The 18,144-nt window shown below is 69.8% G+C and carries 19 protein-coding genes, 1 tRNA gene and 1 other RNA gene; 19 read left to right on the top strand and 2 right to left on the bottom strand.

Features of this window, described 5'->3' with window-relative positions; genetic code table 11:
* The first annotated feature begins 70 nt into the window (after positions 1-70).
* Positions 71-523, top strand: coding sequence for a GntR family transcriptional regulator (locus AB0O07_RS33150; protein WP_365640539.1), 453 nt, complete (start codon positions 71-73; stop codon positions 521-523).
* Positions 520-1,422 carry an aminoglycoside phosphotransferase family protein gene (locus AB0O07_RS33145; RefSeq protein WP_365640431.1) on the top strand — a complete coding sequence of 301 codons (903 nt, stop codon included), beginning with the start codon at positions 520-522 and terminating at the stop codon, positions 1,420-1,422. Before AB0O07_RS33150 ends, AB0O07_RS33145 begins: the two co-directional genes overlap by 4 nt.
* Before the next feature lie 5 nt (positions 1,423-1,427).
* Here AB0O07_RS33145 and AB0O07_RS33140 read toward each other — a convergent pair whose 3' ends face one another.
* Positions 1,428-2,798, bottom strand: a complete 1,371-nt coding sequence (locus tag AB0O07_RS33140) for a hypothetical protein (protein ID WP_365640429.1) — start codon at positions 2,796-2,798, stop codon at positions 1,428-1,430.
* Between the two features lie 673 nt (positions 2,799-3,471).
* On the opposite strand from AB0O07_RS33140, the gene AB0O07_RS33135 reads away from it, so the two are divergent.
* From AB0O07_RS33135 to AB0O07_RS33065, 15 genes are all read left to right on the top strand, one after another.
* Positions 3,472-3,762: a hypothetical protein gene (locus tag AB0O07_RS33135; RefSeq protein ID WP_365640537.1), complete on the top strand. Its 291-nt coding sequence runs from the start codon at positions 3,472-3,474 to the stop codon at positions 3,760-3,762.
* Positions 3,759-4,877 (top strand): conjugal transfer protein, encoded by a 1,119-nt coding sequence (locus AB0O07_RS33130; protein ID WP_365640428.1) that lies wholly within the window; start codon positions 3,759-3,761, stop codon positions 4,875-4,877. The genes AB0O07_RS33135 and AB0O07_RS33130 overlap by 4 nt, the downstream gene beginning before the upstream one ends.
* Entirely contained in the window at positions 4,874-5,491 is a 618-nt protein-coding gene (locus AB0O07_RS33125) for a GGDEF domain-containing protein (RefSeq protein WP_365640425.1), read from the top strand. The genes AB0O07_RS33130 and AB0O07_RS33125 overlap by 4 nt, the downstream gene beginning before the upstream one ends.
* Positions 5,488-5,829, top strand: coding sequence for an RRQRL motif-containing zinc-binding protein (locus AB0O07_RS33120; protein ID WP_362266381.1), 342 nt, complete (start codon positions 5,488-5,490; stop codon positions 5,827-5,829). The genes AB0O07_RS33125 and AB0O07_RS33120 overlap by 4 nt, the downstream gene beginning before the upstream one ends.
* An 84-nt stretch (positions 5,830-5,913) precedes the next feature.
* Positions 5,914-8,151: a cell division protein FtsK gene (locus AB0O07_RS33115; RefSeq protein WP_365640423.1), complete on the top strand. Its 2,238-nt coding sequence runs from the start codon at positions 5,914-5,916 to the stop codon at positions 8,149-8,151.
* 141 nt (positions 8,152-8,292) lie between these two features.
* Complete coding sequence (locus tag AB0O07_RS33110) at positions 8,293-8,544, top strand: hypothetical protein (protein ID WP_365640421.1); 252 nt, start codon at positions 8,293-8,295, stop codon at positions 8,542-8,544.
* A gap of 19 nt (positions 8,545-8,563) precedes the next feature.
* Positions 8,564-8,758, top strand: a complete 195-nt coding sequence (locus AB0O07_RS33105; protein ID WP_007497389.1) for a hypothetical protein — start codon at positions 8,564-8,566, stop codon at positions 8,756-8,758.
* A 21-nt stretch (positions 8,759-8,779) separates the two neighbouring features.
* Positions 8,780-9,247: a hypothetical protein gene (locus tag AB0O07_RS33100; protein WP_365640418.1), complete on the top strand. Its 468-nt coding sequence runs from the start codon at positions 8,780-8,782 to the stop codon at positions 9,245-9,247.
* A gap of 18 nt (positions 9,248-9,265) precedes the next feature.
* Positions 9,266-9,553 (top strand): hypothetical protein, encoded by a 288-nt coding sequence (locus AB0O07_RS33095; RefSeq protein ID WP_365640416.1) that lies wholly within the window; start codon positions 9,266-9,268, stop codon positions 9,551-9,553.
* 10 nt (positions 9,554-9,563) lie between these two features.
* Positions 9,564-9,794, top strand: coding sequence for a hypothetical protein (locus AB0O07_RS33090; protein ID WP_365640415.1), 231 nt, complete (start codon positions 9,564-9,566; stop codon positions 9,792-9,794).
* A 200-nt stretch (positions 9,795-9,994) separates the two neighbouring features.
* A complete protein-coding gene (locus tag AB0O07_RS33085; protein ID WP_365640535.1) occupies positions 9,995-10,642 on the top strand; it encodes a DNA methylase in 648 nt (215 codons plus the stop codon).
* The gene (locus AB0O07_RS33080; protein WP_365640413.1) at positions 10,639-11,517 is read left to right on the top strand and encodes a DNA primase; all 879 of its coding nucleotides are present in this window, start codon (positions 10,639-10,641) and stop codon (positions 11,515-11,517) included. The genes AB0O07_RS33085 and AB0O07_RS33080 overlap by 4 nt, the downstream gene beginning before the upstream one ends.
* A 331-nt stretch (positions 11,518-11,848) precedes the next feature.
* Complete coding sequence (locus AB0O07_RS33075) at positions 11,849-13,393, top strand: YfjI family protein (RefSeq protein WP_365640533.1); 1,545 nt, start codon at positions 11,849-11,851, stop codon at positions 13,391-13,393.
* A 303-nt stretch (positions 13,394-13,696) separates the two neighbouring features.
* On the top strand, positions 13,697-13,921 hold the full coding sequence (locus AB0O07_RS33070) for an excisionase family DNA-binding protein (protein WP_365640411.1): 225 nt from the start codon (positions 13,697-13,699) through the stop codon (positions 13,919-13,921).
* Positions 13,922-14,004: 83 nt separating this feature from the next.
* Complete coding sequence (locus AB0O07_RS33065) at positions 14,005-15,288, top strand: site-specific integrase (RefSeq protein WP_365640409.1); 1,284 nt, start codon at positions 14,005-14,007, stop codon at positions 15,286-15,288.
* A gap of 66 nt (positions 15,289-15,354) precedes the next feature.
* Here the strand turns inward: AB0O07_RS33065 and AB0O07_RS33060 are convergent.
* Positions 15,355-15,439 (bottom strand) — tRNA-Ser (locus AB0O07_RS33060).
* A 72-nt stretch (positions 15,440-15,511) separates the two neighbouring features.
* Between AB0O07_RS33060 and ffs the strand changes: the two genes are divergently transcribed.
* Positions 15,512-15,610: signal recognition particle sRNA small type (gene ffs, locus AB0O07_RS33055), an RNA gene on the top strand.
* A 52-nt stretch (positions 15,611-15,662) separates the two neighbouring features.
* On the top strand, positions 15,663-18,041 hold the full coding sequence (locus tag AB0O07_RS33050) for a DNA polymerase III subunit gamma and tau (protein ID WP_365640407.1): 2,379 nt from the start codon (positions 15,663-15,665) through the stop codon (positions 18,039-18,041).
* Positions 18,042-18,144: the final 103 nt, after the last annotated feature.

Genomic DNA, 18,144 nt, shown 5'->3' with positions numbered 1-18,144 from the left:
CAGCACGCCCATGGGAAGCTGGAGTGAGGCGCCATCGAACGCCGACGAGGCCGATGAAGGGGAGGGCCACGTGCCGCAGGGCAGTCCGCGAGGTACATACCTGGAGGTTTCGGAATCTCTCCGCGAGAAGCTTAGGAACGGAAAGATCACTGAGGCACTGCCTTCTCAGGCGGCGCTCGTGAGCGAGTACGGCGTTAGCCGCAGCACCATCGAGCGGGCGCTTGCCGCGCTCAGGGCTGAGGGCGTCATCGAGTCGGTACAGGGTGCCGGGTGGTTCGTGGCGGGGACTGGCGACCGCCGGCCGTTGGTCGAGAAGGTGACCGACCTGTTGCGCGCCGACGGGGTCAGGGTTGGCGACCGCTTCCCGACGGAGAAGGAACTGTGCGAGCGGTTCGGTGCGTCACGGACTGCCGTCCGTTCCGCCATCGCGCTGATGGAGGGTCAAGGGCTCATCGGCAAAGGTGCCGCGCGAGGGCGGGAAGTACGTGCGTTGCCGGTCGAACGGGGGACTCAGACGGCATGACGACGACCGAACGAACTGAGTTTGACGCTGACGCGGCGGGCGCCATCTTGCGCAAGGCATGCGAGGTCGCGGACCTGGACCCGGACGGAATCGAGATGCTGCGGTTCGGCGACCATGCGGTTTTCCGTGTGGACGGCGGCCGTATCGTCTCCCGGGTCGGCCGCAGTCCCGATCGGCTTCCCTCTGTACGTAGGGAAGTGGCTGTTGCGGAATGGCTCGCGTCTGAGGGATATCCGGCTGCTCGACTCGTCACGGCGGCCGAACAGCCGGTTGTCATTAAGGGCCACCCGGTGACGTTCTGGGAAGGTCTCTCCGACGGAGATTCATACGCGAGTACGGGAGAAATGGGCGCACTGCTGCGGCGGCTTCACGATTTGGAGCCGCCGCCCTTTTCGCTCCCGTCGCTTGAGCCTTTCGACAGAGTTGCGCAGCGTTTGAAACGTGCCGTCATTCCGGATGCTACCCGCGCTTTTCTCCAGTCCATGGCCGAAGATTTGGCGGCTGAGTACGGCCGTCTCCGCTTCGAGCTTCCGGCGGGTCATCTGCACGGGGACTTCAACGTGGGGAACGTCCTGCATGACGCGGCCGGTCTTCCGAAGGTCATCGACCTGGACGGTTTCGTTACGGGCCCCCGGGAGTGGGACCTCATGCAGACTGCCATGTACTACGACAGCTTTGGTTGGCACACAGAAGCCGAGTACGCCGATTTCGTCGCTGGGTATGGGTTCGACGTGCGGGAATGGTCCGGGTACACAGTTCTGCGGAGCATCCGAGAACTCCTCATGGTCACATGGCTTTCTCAGAATGCCAGCACCAATCCACGCGCTGCTGAGGAAGTTGAGAAGCGGGTGCAAAGCCTACGCTCGGGTGGGTCTCGCCGGGACTGGGCGCCGTTCTAGAAACGTCATGCCTGTTGCCAGAGGCGGAAGCCACGGGCCTGTTCCTCGAATGTGTGGAACTCCGTGGCCCGCCTCATCCCACCCGTGACGCGTCCCTGGAATTCCCGCACGTACTGAATGCAGCGTGCAGACTTCAACCCCTCGCCGAGTTGCAGCGCGCTCAGCGCGATATCGAATCCACGGCCGATCTCCCCTTGATTGATGTATGTCTCAGCCTGAACCATCGTCGCGAAGAAGTCGCTTCGGTTGTTCAGGCCGTCGCCGAAGATGGAGACTCCACCTCGCTGCGCAGCTTCGACGGAACGCCCCAGGTCGCGAAAGCAGTGGCCTATCTCGGCAGCAAGCTCCACTTCGTCGAAGTACGCAATGTACGGCGGGTCACTGTCGGCCGTCCGCTGGTTGAGCTTGCGTTCCGCCTCCGCAAGGGCGAGGTCACAGCCACGCTCATCCCCGAGTCGGGCCAGTGCCCGTGCCTCCATCGCGCGGAACTGCGCGGCCATCGTCGGCCCCAGTGCGGAACCGGGGCCGGTGTACGCGGCACGTGCGAGCGTGGCAGCGTCCTGGTACCGCCCCAGGAACGTGGCCTGATGGCTCATGGCGGACAGGACGCTTCCGCCGAGAAGCCTGTCACCAGCCGCTTGCGTCATGCGTAGTGCCTGGATGAGGTACCGCTGAGCGATGCCGTGAAGGCCGCTGTCGTACGACATCCATCCGGCGAGTAGGAGCGCCTCCGCCACGGCTGAGTGCAGTTGCCTGCCCATGTCGTCGGAGTATTTCCCATCGAGCATTGGCCGGACATCCGTGTGCAGGTACTGAATCAGCGCCCGTCGGGCATGGCCACCGCCGAACTTGCCATCGAGCATGCTGAACGCGTCGGCTGTCGAGCGCACCATGTCCACGTCCACCGCGCCGACCGCACGGTTGCCCATCCGTGTCAGCTCTCCGTCCGGAGGGGCCACGATCCAGCGGAGGGACGCGGTGTTCCAAGCCGCAGAATCCGGCAGGGCCCTAACCAGCGTCTCAGCGTCCGCAAGGTCGGCACGCCAGAGGTCGGCCACGGTCTTGGCCGTGCTCTCCGGCCTGTCCGCGAAGTCAAGCCCCAACTCGGGCTGCATGGTGGACACTGCCGCGTCGCCCATCCCGATGTCATCGATCGTGAGGCGTCGCCCCACCTTGCGCCCGATCGCGTCGGCAATGAACTGCGGCATGTTGCCGCGCGGGATGGAGCCCTTGAGCCACCTGGTCACGTACGTGTGGTCACAGGTGACGTCCTCGCCTGACTGAGCGGCGGCGGTGACCACCGCGCGAGCAAGGGACTTGTGGGAGAAGTCGGCTTCCTGCATGAGCGCGGCCAGTCCGGCGTTCCGGTCTGCCATCGAACCCCCAGAGAGCGGCCGTAGTACCAGCTTGACTCATCGTCACTCTACGCAGGTCAGGGCCACGGTGCAGAGGGATTGCACGTAGGAGTGCACGAGTGCACCCCCAAGTACACGCTCCCGAAGTCCTCGCCGTCTGGCGACAGTTGAACCACCACCGCACGAGAAGGCCGGCGGGTCCGAGTCGAAAACCACCGGTTGACGGCGCGGAATCCATCTGCCAACGTGAGTGGTAGGTAATACACACCACGCAGTGATGCGGGGTGTGTACGCCGTTCGCGCAGCGCCCGGAGGGCCCTCGAAAGGGGTTCAAAGGAAGCGCCGGTTCCTTGAGAACTCAACAGAGGACGCACCGCAACCTGTACACGGGAAGAGCGGCCGTCAGATTCATGCAGGCAACAGCGATAAGCCGTAGGCCCTGCCGCACACGAGAGCAGCAAGCACCTTCTCCCCATGCCGCCCCTGCCGGGCGGGCGGAGCCGATACGTGCGGTGAGACAAGGGCAAAGATCGCGGGCCCCGTAGGCATTGACCGGTTCGAGTTCGGTCCGGGGCACTTGGCCCGCCGCGACGTGCGGCGTTGGCCCCCAATCCGGTGCGGCGGCTCCCGGACAAGGACAACCCGCCGCCCCGGTCTCCATCCCGACACAGTCAAGGAGAGATCCACCATGCGTATGCGCACCTTCGTCGCGGGCCAGGAAGCCCACAACGAAACCGAGTTCGCGGAATTGGCGCTCGGCATCGACATCGACCTGTTCCGGGGCCCGCTGGAGTCCGAGACGGACAGCGAGCGGGCCGCCCGTGAGGACGCGGCCCGTGACATCCTCGCCGACCTGCGGGCGGAGGCGGAGGCCGGTGACGAGATCGCCGGTTGGGACGCCCTGTACGCCGATGCGCTGACCCGCACGGTGCCGTTCCTGCGGTCCGTTCGTGGCCTGCGGGCGGGGACGGGGGAAGCGGCGTGAAGGAGACCCGCAAGCCGCTGACCAGGGTTCAGATCGGTGTGCTGACGGCCGCTTTCGTGCCCATGCTCGCCACGGGCGTGGTCGGCGGTATCGGCACGTACAGCAACATCGGGCACGCCTACGGCACCGGTACCGCGCTCGGTGCCCTTGGTGCCGGTGAGGGTGCCACGGCCGTCCTCGCCCTGGTCCTGCTGGGACTGACCATGCTGGGCCAGTCCTCGCCCTGCGTCGTACGGATCGGGCTGTGGGCGCTGCCGGCCGCCGCCGCCGTCATGGGCGCCATGGCCGCGCCGGACCCGGGCCGCACGGTCGTCTACGCGCTGACTCCGATGGGCATGTCCGTCTCGGCTGAGGGCATGGCGTTCCTGGCCCGCCGGATCGTGGTGCACACCGACGGCCGCGACGCGGAACACGAACAGCGCACCGCCGACATCGTTCAGGCCCTCGCCTACCACCGTGCCCGTGCCACCCATCACCCGGTGAGCCGGGTGCGGAAGCGGTCCGATCGGGCGTCGTGGCGCCTCGCCCGTAAGGTCGGGGTCGGGGACGCAGCGCTCGGATCGAGGCTGTTGGACGTCCAGCGCACCCGGATCACCGACGGCGCGGACGCGGCCCTCGCATCGATGTTCGGCACGACGGCCCTCGATTCCTCTCCGGTCGCAAATGCGGAGGAATCGATTGGAAGTAGTCGAGAACGGTCTACCTCTGACCTGCCTGTATCGACCCCGGCCACGGTCGCGCTGACGCGGCTTTCGGTGCCCGACCCGGCGCCGGTCGACCTGGGCAAGTCGGGCGGCGGCATGAAGCCGATGCCCGCCGTCGTCCCGGCGGTGAAGCCGGTCCCGATCGCCCCGGCGCCCGCCCGCTCGGTCCCGGCCGCGTCGACCGTGGCGCGTCGGGCGACGGGCCGTGTCCCGGTCGCCGCCAAGTCGACCCGCACCCGCCGCACTCCCGATCAGCTCATGACGGAAGCGCGGAAGGCGACGGCCGGCCTGACGGATGCTGAGGTGACCGGGGAGGGCATCCGCCGGGCCCTGCGCACCTCGCCCGCGAACGCCCGCATGCTGCGTGACGCCCTGCTCGCCGAACGCGCCACCACGGCGGTGACGTCGTGAACACCCTCGCCGCGCTCTTACCGGCCGTGCCGCCCGTCATCGGGTGGGCGGTACACGCCCGGTGGCTGCACGGACGGCTGACCACCGCCCGCCGTGACCCGCTCACCGGGCTGTGGACGCGGGACGCGTTCACCCGGCGGGCCCGCCGTCTGCTGCGCGACCCTCGCGCCGTGGTCGTGCTGGCGGACGTCGACCACTTCAAGCAGATCAACGACACCCACGGCCACGCGGCCGGTGACGTGCTGCTCGCCACGGTCGCCGCCCGCCTCGCCCACGGCACCACCCCCGGCGGGGTTGTCGGACGACTCGGTGGGGATGAGTTCGCCGCCGTCGTCGTCGACCGCGACGGCACGGCCGCCGACCGGTTGCACACCCTCGCCCGCGTCCTCGCCCGGCCGGTCGACACCGCCCCCGACGTGCACACCACGGTGTCACTGGGGTGGGTGCGGGCCGTCGACCACCCGGGCGAGGACCTGTCCGCGCTGCTGCGTCGCGCTGATGAGGCCATGTACGTGGCCAAGCGGTCCGGCCGGTCTGGCCCCCGCCGGGCCCGTCTCGGGCGCCTGCTCGGGTCGGTGGCCGGCCGCCGTCCCGGACGGCGCGGCGCGGCGTGAGCACGCTGCCGGTCTTCCGGTGGCACCTCGCCCCGGACGGCTACGCCACCCGCCGCCAACTGCGGGCCCGCGACCTGCGCCCCGGTGGTCAGGACGTCGCCGCCCAGCTCGAACGCCCCCGGCGGCGAGGCCGCCCGCCCCTGGTCGCCTACCTGTACCGCGTCGACCTCGCGAAACCGGTCCGTCCGATGACCCCGGGCCGGTGGCGGGCCCACGCCGCGATGATGCGCGCCCGCCGCACCTGCCCCGAGTGCCGCCGGGATGCCGGATACGTCATCCCGCCCACGCTCGGATCGTGCGTGACCTGCGCCTACCCCGAGGAACAGCGCGCTGCCTGAACCACCCTCGAATCCCGGGTCCGGCCGCCCGACCTTCCACAGCAAGCCGGCCGGACCCGTCGACTCCGAAGGAGTACGTACATCGTGACCGAGACCACCACCTTCACGCCCGCCGGGGACCCGGAGGGCACCGAACAGCCGACGGCCGCCATCGTGCCGTTCCCGCTGAAGAAGAAGACCGACCCCGACCCCACCGGCCCGGCCGCCCCGGGCGAGGGTGTGGTGAAGCCGGGGGAGTGGGAGGCCGAACTCCCCGACACCGACGACCCGGAGGCCGTCGGCCTGAACGAGGGGGCGCCGGTCGACCCGCCGCGCGAGGTCTACCCGCCCTCGGTCGCGGAATGGATGGAGGCCAAGGACAAGGCCCGTATGCCGGTGCTGCCGGACTGGGTGAAGCTCCCTGACCAGCGCACGGCCGTCCGCAAGTGGGCCGTCCGGCACTACTCCGCCGTGGCCGGCTACCACGCGGTGCGCCTGCCGCTGGTCTACACGCCGAAGATCTGCGTGTACTCGCCGCGCGGCGCGTGGCGGTGGTCGACGGCCATCGGCCGGTGGGTGTTCGACGCGGAGGGCAAGACGCTGAGGCTCGCCTCCGTGGCGAACGAGGACGCGGCGGAGTACCTGAAGCTGTCCCGGCAGCGCAACGACCGCGTGAGGCTGCGGGGGATCGTGGCGACGATCGCCGGTTTCGTCGGCCTGGCCGCCGCGCTGACCCTGTACGTCATGGCGCCGTCGTGGCTGCTCATGCTGGCCATGGCCGCCCTGACCACCACCCTCGGTGTGGCCGGTGCGCCGGCGGACCGGCCGCTGATCGATATGGCCAAGGTGACGTTCCGCAAGCGCAAGCTGTCCTCCGACATCGTCATCCGTGCGCACGACGCGTCCGGGCTGACCACCAAGGATCAGACGATCGCCTTCCCCCGCCCGATCGGCCGGGACGGTGACGGGTGGCGCGTGGTGGTCGACCTGCCGTACGGGAAGACGTTCGAGGACGCGATGAAGGCTCACGCCCGTCTCGCCTCCGGTATGGACATCGCCCCCACTCAGCTCTTCCTGGACAAGGACGAGACGAGTGGGCGGCGGGTGTCGTACTGGATCGCCGACCGTGACCCGCTCGCCGTGCCGTCGGGCAAGTCGCCGCTGCTGGGGGCGACGCGGGTGGACTTCTGGAAGCCGTTCCCGTGGGGCGTGGACGAACGCGGCAACCCGGTCATGGGCACCATGCTGTGGCTGTCGCTGCTGGTGGGCGCCGTGCCGCGTCAGGGCAAGACGTTCTCCGCTCGCACGATCGCGCTCGCCGCCGCGTTGGACCCGTACGTCAGGCTGTACGTGTTCGACGGCAAGGCGTCGCCGGACTGGCGCACGTTCGCCAAGGTCGCCCACCGCATCGGGTTCGGCATCGTGCCGAAGAACGGGGTGGACCCGGTTCAGCACCTGCTGACCTCGCTGCGGGAACTCAAGGCGGATGTCGAGGACCGGTACCACCGGCTGTCCGAACTGCCGCTTCACGTCTGCCCCGAGGGCAAGCTGACCCCGGAGATCAGCCGGGACAAGAAGCTGAACATGCCGCTCACGCTGTTCGTGGTGGACGAGGTGCAGGAGTACCTGACCCACCCCGAGCACGGCAAGGAGATCCTGTCCCTGATGGTCTACCTCGCCCGGGTCGCCCCGGCGGTCGGTGTCTCGGTGATGACGGCGACGCAGAAGCCGGACGACAAGGCGTGCCCCTCGGAGCTGCGTGACCAGCATCAGGCCCGGTTCGCCCTGCGGGTCGGCGCCTACCAGGTGTCGGACACCATCCTCGGTGCGGGCTCGTACTCGGAGGGGCTGGACGCGTCCAAGCTGCTGAAGTCCCACAAGGGTGTGGGTCTGCTCAAGGGCATGTCGGACGACTCCGGGATCGTGCGGACCTACCTCGCCGACGGCCGCGACGCCGACCGCATCCTGACCAGGGCCGCCGCGCTGCGCGAGGCGGAGGGGACGCTGTCGGGTGACGCGGTCGGCGAGGTGCCGACGGCGGAGACGTCCGCGACGATCCTGGACGATGTCGCGGCCGTGCTCGGCAAGGGCGAGGCCAAGGTGTGGTCCGAAACGGTCGTTGACCGGCTTGCCGACCTGCGCCCGGACGTCTACGGCCCGTGGGCGGAGTTGGAGGCCAAGCCCAAGGCGGAAGCGCTCACCGCAGCGCTCAAGCCGCACGGCATCGGCACCGTGCAGATCAGCCGGCGCATCGACGGCGAACAGGTCAACAAGCGCGGCATCAAGCGCGACGACATCGCCACCGCGATTACGGAGCGCAACCAGAAGCGGGACGCCGGATAGGGCTCGGAGGGTGCTACCGGTAGCGGCGGACGTCGCTACCGGTAGCGACCCTGCTAGCGACCCAAACCGCCCCTGATCAGGTCGCTAGCACGTAGCGACCGACCTGCGAAAACCCCCTTCAACCCCTCTGGGAGGCCCCTGATGAGCCTTGCAGTGCTCGCTACCGCGTTCCTCCTGTTCGTCACTCTTGGTTACATCGTCAAGTGCTGGCTGAGCCCGTTCGGGGACTGCCGCAAGTGCGACGGCATGGGCCACGCCTTCAAGACCGACCGCAAGGGCAGGACCCGGCGCGGCAAGGACTGCCGACGCTGCGACGCCACCGGCAAGCGCATACGCGTCGGCCGCTGGATCTACAACCGCGCCGCGCGCACCTACCGCGCCGGCACCCGCTGAGACCCGCCATGGAGGCCCTGTGACCCTCACCATCCCGCTCGTTCTGCTGCTCGCCGTCGTCGTCGTGCTGCTGCTGCGGTTCAAGGCCGTCGGCGCCGGCGCGGCCGTGGCCGTCGCGCTCTTCGGCTTCTACCTCGCCCACACCGGCGCGGCCGACACCGTCAACCAACTCGTCACCGCCTTCACCGACGCCATGCCCGGCGTCGGCCGCTGACCCGGAAGGGAGACCAGCACCATGAACGAACCCACCACGTACGGCCGTCCGGCCGGACACGAGACGGCGGCCGTGGAAGTCCACACCCCCACCCCGATCGTCCCCGCCCACACCGCCCCGCTCATGCCCGTGCAGCCGGGCACCATCCCGGCCGTGGCGAGCGTCGTCCTGCCCGACGGCCGTGTCGTCACCGGCTACGCCATCGAGCCCGCCAAACCCGAACCGGTTGCCGCCAAGCTGGCCGTCTCCCGAGCGGCGGTGAACATCGCGCTCGGGGGCGTGGGGTTCCTCGCCGTGTGCGGCGGACTGCTCATGCTCACCGCCTTCATCACCGCCCTGACCGCCCTGGTCACCCAGCTCGTCATCCTCGCCGCCGTCATCTTCGGCGGCTGGATCGCCGTGCAGGTGTTCAGCGCGAGCGGCCACCGGGGCGGGACGACGGTCAACATCCGCAAGGCCGTCATCAAGCGGAACAAGTTCTACGGCTGACAAGGGAGTCCAACACCCGTGATCCGACTGCGTATCCAGCGCACCGCGCTGCCCCGCAACGCCCTGATCCTGACCGACACGCCTCGCCCGGACTGCCGTGACTGCGACGGCATGGGCGGCATCCCGCACGACTACGGCGACCACAACGGCGAGTACGCCGGTACCGAGTGGGAGCCCTGCCCCTGCTGGTCGGAGTGGCGCATGGTCCTACTGCCGCTCCCGCGCCGGCCCCGGTGGCTGCGTCGCCGTAGCAACGGCCGCGACCCGTGGGGCCCCGGCGGCTACAGCGACGAACCGCCCTTCTGACGGGAGCCCCATGCCCTACCGCGACAACGACCCCATCTCTGACGGTCCCCTCGACAACGCCCCGTTCGGCTACTCCCCCGAGTCCTTGCAGCGCGAGGCCCTGTTCGCCGAACTCGCGGTCGCGGGCGTCGAACTGGGTGCCTACGACCGGCGGATCGTGGACTGGATCGCCGGATGGGACTACCCCACCGTGGCCACCATCGCGAGCCTGATTCGCCGCGCTGGCCGCGCCCCGCAGTAGCTACGCCCGAGGGCGGCGGCTCCCGGACAAGGACAACCCGCCGCCCTCGGTCTCCGTATCCCGACGTTTCAGAACAGGAGACCTACAGCATGACCCAACTGCGCGTTTTCGGCGAGGGCCTCTCGGCCCCGGCCACCCTTTCGGGGCGAGTGCCCCGGCCGCGTCTGCTGGATCTGTTCTCGTGTGCCGGTGGTGCCGCCATGGGCTACCACCGCGCCGGGTTCGACGTGGACGGCTGCGACATCGCCGACCGCCCGAACTACCCCTTCCCCTACCGCCGGGGTGACGCCCTCGCCTACCTCGCCCACCTGATCGAGTCGGGTGAGATCCGCCGGTACGCGTTCGTCCACGCCTCCCCTCCGTGCCAGCACGGATGCGCCCTGACCGTGGGCACCAATGCCTCGCAGGGGTGGGGCCGTGCCCACGTCGACCTGGTGGCGCCCGTTCGTGACCTCTTGGACGCGACCGGTCTGCCGTACGTCATGGAGCAACCCAACGGCCGCGCCGCGATCCGCAAGGATCTGACGCTGTGTGGCGAGATGTTCGGTCTCGGGGTCATCCGTCACCGCAACTTCGAGTTGGGCGGGTGGACGGCCGTGCGGCCGGCGCACGTCCCGCACCGGGGCCGCGTACGTGGCTACCGGCACGGCCGCTTCTACGACGGCCCGTACGTGGCCGCGTACGGCAACGGCGGCGGTAAGCCGTCCGTGGCGGAACTCCAGGCGGCCATGGGCATCACGTGGACCGACGCGCGTGAGGAACTGACGGAGGCGATCCCGCCCGCCTACACCGAGCACATCGGCCGCGCCTACCTTGCGACCACGGCGACGCTGGGGGCGGCGGCATGAGCGCGACGCCCGAAGTGCTGCGGGTCGCCCTCGCCCTCGCGGCGGCTGGCGTCCCGGTTCTGCCTCTGCGGGTGGGCAAGGTCCCGTTCGGCAACTGCCGTACGTGCAAGGGAAACGCGTGCGGCGGACGGCCCAACATGAAGGTGGCGGGCCCCTGCTGGTGCTCCGCGCCGTGCCACGCGTGGGCCGCTGCCACCACCGACCCGCACGCCCTCACCTCGCCCCTGTGGGCGCCGGTGTGGCGTGAGGCGGTGGCCGTCGCCTACCACCCCGGCGGGGCCGGGCTGACCGTGGTCGACCTCGACAACGCGGCGGCCGTCGCATGGGCCCGCGAGACCCTGCCCGCCACCCGCACCGTGCCGACGACGCGGGGTGAGCACTGGATCTACCGGGACACCATGCCGTCGTCGAACGCGGTCCGCCCCGGTGTCGACGTGAAGTCCGTCATGCAGTACGCCCGTTGGCTCGGTCCCGGGACCGGCCGCATGGCCCCTCTTCCGGCGGCCGTGCGCGCCCTGGTGGTGAAGGAAGACACCACCCCTGCCCGGGGGGAGGTGGCCTCTTCCCTTCCCGGCCGTACCCCGTGGGGCCGTTCGGTGGCCACCGGGTGCCGCCACACCGAGCGCTACGTCCGCACCGGTCTGGAACGCGGCCTCGCCCTTGTACGGGCCCGCACCGAATCCGGCGCCGGATCACAGGCGTTCGGGGTTGCCCGGTTCCTCGCCGCTCAGCACACCGGGTGTCCGGGACCGTGCGGACTCGCGGCGATCGGTGAGGAGATCGTGACGGCCGCCGTCTCCGTGGGCGTTCCGGAGACCTACGCCCGCCGCGCGGTCGCCAACGGCCTTGAGACGGCTGTGGAGCGCGCGGCATGAACAAAGCATCCCGAAACCCCACGAACGGCCCTCAGCGCGCCGTACAGGGCCCGCCACGGCCCACGGTGGGCGAACCGAAGGTCGTCGCCCGCAAGGGCGTCCATATCGCTGTTGGTTCTGACCCACAGACAGTCACCGTCACCGGCATCACCCCGGGGCTTCAGATCCAGTGTGAGGGCGTGCCCGTCGCGGACTGGCTCTGTGCCTGTGGGCATCACGAACGCGCCCGGGGCCGTGCGGCCGTCATCCGGCTGACCGCCCGCGTCCGCGTCGGCGTCTGCCCCCACACCACCACCGCCGAAGGGAGGGCCGCCTCATGACTGCACAGCCTGTGGACAACGACCTGTGGGCCGGACTGCCCACCCTGGAAGAACCGCACGGCGAGGACGACGCGGCACCGGACGTGTGGGAGGACCCCATTCCCCTCACCGGCCGTCGTGAGCGTCCGACGTTCCCCGCTCACGTCCTCCCCACCTGGTTGGGGGAGTTCGTGGCGGCCGTCGCGGAAGAGACACAGACCCCCGTCGACCTCGCCGGATCGGTCGCCCTCGCCGTGCTCGCCACGGCGGCCGGCGGCCGGTCGGTGGTCCACGTGCGCGGCAACTGGCGTGAGCCCACCAACCTCTACACCGTGGTGGCACTCCCGCCCGCCAACCGCAAGTCCGCCGTCTTCGCGCTGCTGACCAACCCCCTCTATGAGGCGGAGAAACAGCTCAAGACCGTGATGAAGCCCGTGATCGTGGAAGCGGAACTGACGGCGAGGTTGGCCAAGGAAGCGGCGGACAAGGCCGCCGCCAAGGCCGCGTCCGCCGACGGCGACAAGCGGGATGACATGGTGGCCACCGCCGTTGGCCTCGCGCAGACCGCCGACACGCTCACCGTCCCCGCCGAACCGGTCCTGTTGGCGGACGACTCGACACCCGAGACGGTCACCTCGCTCATGGCGGAACAGGGCGGGCGGCTGTCGGTGATGAGCGCTGAGGGCGGCATCTTCGACATCATCGCCGGTCGCTACTCCGGGGCCCCCAACATGGAAGTCTTCCTGAAGGGGCATGCCGGGGACCGGCTGAGGGTCAACCGGCAGACCCGCCGCGAGTACATCGACCACCCCGCGCTGACCATCGGCCTCGCAGTACAGCCGGGTGTGCTGAGGGACATCGGGAAGGTGAAGGGGTTCGAGGGCAGGGGGCTGCTGGCCCGCTTCCTATACTCCCTGCCGGTGTCCACGGTCGGTGACCGCGAGATCATCACCGACCCGGTACCGGAGGAGACGGCCGCCGCCTACACCGCCCGGGTCATCGACCTCACCCTGTCCCTGGCGGAGTGGACCGACCCGGCCGTCATCCAGCTCAGCCCGGAAGCGGACGCGGCCCTGATCGCCTATCAGAAGCGCATCGAACCGCAGCTCAAGGCACGGGGCGGCAAGCTGGGCCACATCTCCAACTGGGCCGGAAAGCTTGCCGGGGCGACCGCCCGTATGGCCGCGCTGCTGCACCTCGCGGAACACGGCGGCAACGGCTACGCCCACCCGGTCACCGAGGACACCATGCGCGCGGCCATCGAGCTGGGGGAGTACTACACCGCCCATGCCCTCGCCGCGTTCGACGTCATGGGAGCCGACAACACGACCGCGCGCGCTCAGAGCGTCCTGGAAGCGCTGCGCATCCACCGGTGGACCGAGATCAGTAAGCGCGACCTGATGGTCAAGCTCTCCCGCTCGGAGTTCCCCACCGCTGCGGACCTGGACCCGACGCTGACCCTGCTGGAAGACCACGGTTACGTGCGGGCACAACCCATCGTCCGCACCGGAGGTCGCGGCCGGCCGCCCTCGCCGCGCTACCTGGTACACCCCCGGCTGACCGACCCGACCACCTGAGCCCGTCCACAGAAACCACAGAATCACAGAAATACCCGCCGTGCGCCCCTGACCTGCACAGACAGCCATATCAGGGGCGCACGGCGCCCTGCCACAGAAACCCGCAGAGAAGCCACAGAAATAAGCCCGACCCGGCCGCGCCGGACCTGCCCCCTATTTCTGTGGGACCTTCTGCGATTTCTGTGGCAGCGGCCACCACGCAGTATCGCCGCAGGTCAGAGCCGCGATCCCAGGTTTCTGTGTATTTCGTGGTTTCTGTGGCGGCACTCCCCGTGAACCCCTGACCCGCCAAGGGAGCGAATCGTGAACCACCACGGAACCCCGGTGCCCACCGACGACGACCCCACGTTGGTTCTCCTCACCGTCGAAGAGGCCGCCCGTCGCCTCCGTATCGGCCGGACCACGTGCTACGGGCTCATCCGCTCCGGAGAGCTGGAGTCCGTACCCGTCGGCCGTCTCCGGCGAGTCCCTGCCGACGCGGTACCCGAGTACGTCACCCGTCTCCGTACCGCCCAACGCGCCGCTTGACGACGCCCGGGGCGGCGGTTCCCGGACAAGGACAACCCGCCGCCCCGGTCCCCATCCCGACACCAAGAAACAGGAGCCTGCCTGTGGCAGAGAAGAAGAAGGGCACCCGCCGCGCCAACGGCGAATCGGCCATCTACCTCGGGGCAGATGGTCGTTGGCACGCGCGCGTCCCGATGGGCTACAAGGACAACGGGGAGCCCTACCGCCGGCACCTCACGCGCAAGACGCGCGATGACCTGGTTGAGGAAGTCAAGAAGCTGGAGAAGCAGCGCGACGGGGGTTCGGCGCAACAGCCGGGCAAGGCGTGGACGGTTGAGAAGTGGCTTCAGCACTGGGTTGAGAACATCGCCAAGCCGACTGTCAGCGAGAACACGTACGACGGCTACGAGGTCGCCGTTCGCGTGCACCTCGTGCCCGGTGTCGGCAAGCACCGCCTTGACCGTTTGCAGCCCGAGCACCTGGAAAGCCTGTACCGCCGTATGCAGGCGAACGGGCAGCGTAAGGCCGGTACGGCTCACCAGGCTCACCGGACCGCCCGCACCGCACTGGGGGAGGCAGTACGGCGCGGTTACGCGGCGAAGAATGCCGCCGCGCTGGCGAAGCCGCCCCGGATGGAAGAGGACGAATCAGAGGTTGAGCCCTACTCCGTGGATGAGGTTCAGTGTCTGTTGCTTGAAGCCAACAAGTGCCGGAACAGCGCCCGTTGGATGCTGGCGCTGGCGCTCGGTCTGCGGCAGGGCGAGACGCTCGGACTGCGCTGGTCTGACGTCGACCTCACCAACGAGTACCTGAAGCTGCGGCGGAACCGTCTGCGTCCCCGGTACGAGCACGGGTGCCCGGAAACCTCACCATGCGGCCGGAAGGCGGGATACTGCCCGGACAAGGTGCAGGTCCGGCGCGAGACCAAGAACACCAAGTCCCGCGCGGGCCGGCGTGCCGTGCCCCTGCCGGGCCCGCTGGTCTCGATGCTCCGTACGCATGCCGAGACGCAAGCGCGCGAGCGCAAGGCGGCCGGCGACCTGTGGGCAGAGTCGGACTACGTGTTCACCAAGCCGCTGGGTGGTCCACTGAGCCCGAACACGGATTACCACGACTGGAAGCGACTGCTGGAAGACGCGGGGGTTCGGAACGCCCGGCTGCACGACGCCCGGCACACGGCCGCCACTGTGCTCATGCTGCTTGGTGTCCCGGCGCGCGTCATTGATCAGATCATGGGGTGGGAGCCGGGCACGTCGGACAGCATGCGGGCGAGGTACCTGCATGTGCCGGACGCCATGCTCAAGGACGTGGCCAAGAAGATCGCCGATGCCATCTGGGGACCCCCGGAAACGCCCCCTGTGGACAAAAACCAGGACAACGACGGCTGAGGACAACGACGAAGGGGCCCGCTGAAGATCAGCGGGCCCCTTCGTTTTGCCTGTTCAGGCAAGGTGCGGAGGATACGAGATTCGAACTCGTGAGGGGTTGCCCCCAACACGCTTTCCAAGCGTGCGCCCTAGGCCACTAGGCGAATCCTCCGCCGCAAACAATACAAGACGTGGGGGTGTGCTCGCGAACTCGTTCGTGGGGGGCCGGATCGGGTACTGTGTGCGGAGCCCCTCACGTGGCGCTATCTGACTGAACTCCCCCAGGGCCGGAAGGCAGCAAGGGTAGGTCGGCTCTGGCGGGTGCGTGGGGGGCGCTTGCGTTGGGGGAGCTGGAGGGGAGGGGTTTGTCGTAGGGGGCCGATATCGTCGTAGGTGTGTCGTCCCTTGCGCTGTACCGCCGTTATCGCCCCGAGTCGTTCGCCGAGGTCATCGGGCAGGAGCATGTCACTGACCCGCTGCAACAGGCCCTGCGGAACAACCGGGTCAATCACGCGTACCTGTTCAGCGGGCCGCGTGGGTGCGGGAAGACGACCAGTGCGCGGATTCTGGCGCGCTGTCTCAACTGTGAGCAGGGGCCGACGCCCACGCCGTGCGGTACGTGTCAGTCCTGCCGGGACCTGGCCAGGAACGGGCCGGGGTCGATCGACGTCATCGAGATCGACGCCGCTTCGCACGGTGGCGTGGACGACGCGCGTGATCTCCGGGAGAAGGCCTTCTTCGGGCCGGCCGGCAGTCGTTACAAGATCTACATCATCGACGAGGCGCACATGGTCACCTCGGCGGGGTTCAACGCCCTGCTGAAGGTGGTCGAGGAGCCGCCGGAGCATCTCAAGTTCATCTTCGCGACCACCGAGCCCGAGAAGGTCATCGGGACGATCCGCTCGCGTACGCACCACTATCCGTTCCGGCTGGTGCCGCCGGGCACCTTGCGGGACTACCTCGGCGAGGTGTGCGGGCGGGAGGGTGCCGTCGTCGCCGACGGGGTGCTGCCGCTCGTCGTACGGGCCGGGGCCGGCTCCGTGCGGGACTCGATGTCCGTGATGGACCAGTTGCTGGCGGGCGCCACCGACGAGGGTGTGACGTACGCCATGGCGACCGCCCTGCTCGGTTATACGGACGGCTCGCTGCTCGACGCCGTGGTGGACGCGTTCGCCGCCGGGGACGGCGGGGCGGCCTTCGAGGTCGTGGACCGGGTCATCGAGGGCGGCAACGATCCGCGCCGCTTCGTCGCCGACCTGCTGGAACGCCTGCGGGACCTGGTCATCCTCGCCGCCGTGCCGGACGCGGGGGAGAAGGGGCTGATCGACGTCCCCGCCGACATGGCCGAGCGGATGCAGGCGCAGGCGTCGGTCTTCGGTGCCGCCGAACTGAGCAGGGCCGCCGATCTCGTCAACACCGGGCTGACGGAGATGCGCGGTGCCACCTCGCCCCGGCTCCAGTTGGAGCTGATCTGCGCGCGGGTGCTGCTGCCGGCCGCCTTCGACGACGAACGTTCCGTGCAGGCCCGGCTCGACCGGCTGGAGCGGGGGGCCGCCGCCTCCGCCTCGGTCGCGGGCGCCGCCTTCTCCGGGGGCGAGGGCGGGCCTGCGGTGGGGTACGTTCCGGGCGCTCCCGGGGGCGGGTACGGGGGTGGCCACGGTGGCGCTCCCGGGGGTGGGCAGGCGGTGGCTTCCGGTGGGGATCCGGGGGGTGCGGCTGCTCGGGCCGCCGCCGCTGCGCAGGCCGCGCAAGCCGCTCAGGCCGCGCAGGTCGCTGCTCAGGACCCCGCTCCCGCTTCCGCCCCCGCGCCCGCCCCTGCCCCCGCGCAGGCTTCCGCACCTGCTGCCTCCCCGGGCCCCGGCCCGGCGCCCGCCGCGCCTTCCCGGCCCGGCGCCTGGCCCGGGAGCGGTGGGAGCGGTGGGAGTGGTGGGGGCAGCGGAAGTGGTGGGGGGGATGGTGCGCGGCGGCCCGGGGGGTGGCCCACCGCCTCCACCCCGGGGCAGGGGCTCGGTCAGGCCGCGGCCTCTCGTACGCCGTCCTCCGCTCCCCCCGCCGGCGGCTCAGCGCCCGGGCCCGCCGGTGCGGCCGACCCGGGGATGGCGCAGGGCGCGGGCCAGGTGCGGCACATGTGGCCGGACATCCTGGAGGCCGTCAAGAACCGCCGCCGCTTCACCTGGATCCTGCTCAGCCAGAACGCCCAGGTCGCCGGGTTCGACGGGACGACACTCCAGGTCGGCTTCATCAACGCGGGCGCCCGCGACAACTTCACGAGCAGCGGCAGCGAGGCCGTACTCAAGCAGGCCCTGGCCGAGCAGTTCAACGTCCAGTGGAAGATCGAGGCGATCGTCGACCCGTCCGGCGGCACCGCGCCCCCCGGCTCCCCGCCCCCGGGCGGCGGACGCGGCGGCGGTGGAGGAGGGTACGGGGGCGGTGGTGGAGGCGGTTATGGGGCGCCCGGTGGTGCCCCGCCGGGTCCCGGCGGCGGTGGTGGTTACGGTGCTCCCGCCCCCTCCGGGCCCGGCCCCGCCCCGGGTGCCGGACCCGGGCCCGCCCCGGCCGCCCAGGCCCCGCGTCCCGCCGTACCCGCTCCGGCCGAACCGCCGCGCGCCCCCGAGAGACCCGCCGCGCCGCCTCCGCCCCGTACCGTCGTCGCCCCTGAGGACGACACGGCGGAGGAGGACGATCCGGATCTCGTCGACTCGGCGCTCTCCGGTCATGAACTGATCGTCCGCGAGCTGGGGGCCACCATCGTGGAGGAATACATGAATGACTGAGCAGTACGTGAATGACTGAGCAAGACGTGAATGGCTGAGGAATGACGGAGGGAGGGGCCCTCAGGGGGCTTGTCGTTACGCCCGGCATCGGGGAGGGTCCGTC

Source organism: Streptomyces sp. NPDC093085, from assembly GCF_040683935.1.
Lineage (GTDB): Bacteria > Actinomycetota > Actinomycetes > Streptomycetales > Streptomycetaceae > Streptomyces.
The sequence above is the reverse complement of the archived record's forward strand: the minus strand, read 5'-3'. Positions and strand labels throughout refer to the sequence as shown.

Coding starts and splice junctions, on each gene's coding strand:
- AB0O07_RS33145 (WP_365640431.1), top strand. CDS start 520: ATGACGACGACCGAACGAACTGAGTTTGACGCTGACGCGGCGGGCGCC.
- AB0O07_RS33140 (WP_365640429.1), bottom strand. CDS start 2,798: ATGGCAGACCGGAACGCCGGACTGGCCGCGCTCATGCAGGAAGCCGAC.
- AB0O07_RS33135 (WP_365640537.1), top strand. CDS start 3,472: ATGCGCACCTTCGTCGCGGGCCAGGAAGCCCACAACGAAACCGAGTTC.
- AB0O07_RS33110 (WP_365640421.1), top strand. CDS start 8,293: ATGAGCCTTGCAGTGCTCGCTACCGCGTTCCTCCTGTTCGTCACTCTT.
- AB0O07_RS33100 (WP_365640418.1), top strand. CDS start 8,780: ATGAACGAACCCACCACGTACGGCCGTCCGGCCGGACACGAGACGGCG.
- AB0O07_RS33090 (WP_365640415.1), top strand. CDS start 9,564: ATGCCCTACCGCGACAACGACCCCATCTCTGACGGTCCCCTCGACAAC.
- AB0O07_RS33085 (WP_365640535.1), top strand. CDS start 9,995: ATGGGCTACCACCGCGCCGGGTTCGACGTGGACGGCTGCGACATCGCC.
- AB0O07_RS33080 (WP_365640413.1), top strand. CDS start 10,639: ATGAGCGCGACGCCCGAAGTGCTGCGGGTCGCCCTCGCCCTCGCGGCG.